Annotated in this window: 1 protein-coding gene; it reads left to right on the top strand. The window is 58.7% G+C overall.

Going from position 1 to position 579, the window contains the following annotated elements; translation table 11 throughout:
• A partial coding sequence (locus BK660_RS30280) for an FAD-binding oxidoreductase (RefSeq protein WP_148057490.1) occupies positions 1–579 on the top strand: 579 nt, incomplete at both ends.

Below are 579 nucleotides of genomic sequence, written 5' to 3'. Positions count from 1 at the left end.
GCCTGCAAGATCGGCGGTATCGTTGCCAACAACGCCAGCGGCATGTGCTGCGGCACCGCGCAGAACACCTATCACACGCTGGCCGGGATTCGTCTTGTACTGGCCGATGGCACGCGACTCGATACCGAAGACGCTGCCAGTGTTGCAGCGTTTCGCTCAAGCCATGGCGATTTGCTGGAACGTCTGGCGACATTGGGCCGCGAAACCCGCGCCAATGCCGAACTCGCCGCACGAATCCGCCACAAATACCGTCTGAAAAATACCACTGGCCTGTCGCTGAATGCCTTGGTGGATTTCGATGAGCCTGTGGATATCTTGAGCCACTTGCTGGTTGGCTCCGAAGGCACCCTCGGCTTTATCAGCGCGGTGACTTACGACACCGTGATCGATCACCCGAACAAGGCCTCGGCGCTGATCGTGTTTCCGAATGTGGAGACCTGCTGCAATGCAGTGACCGTGCTGAAAAGCCAACCAGTATCCGCCGTAGAACTGCTGGATCGGCGCAGTCTGCGCTCGGTGCAAGACAAACCGGGTATGCCCGCTTTCGTACAACAGCTGTCGAACAATGCCTGCGCGCTG

Source organism: Pseudomonas brassicacearum (genome assembly GCF_003732265.1).
GTDB lineage: Bacteria > Pseudomonadota > Gammaproteobacteria > Pseudomonadales > Pseudomonadaceae > Aquipseudomonas > Aquipseudomonas brassicacearum_D.
The sequence above is the reverse complement of the archived record's forward strand: the minus strand, read 5'-3'. Positions and strand labels throughout refer to the sequence as shown.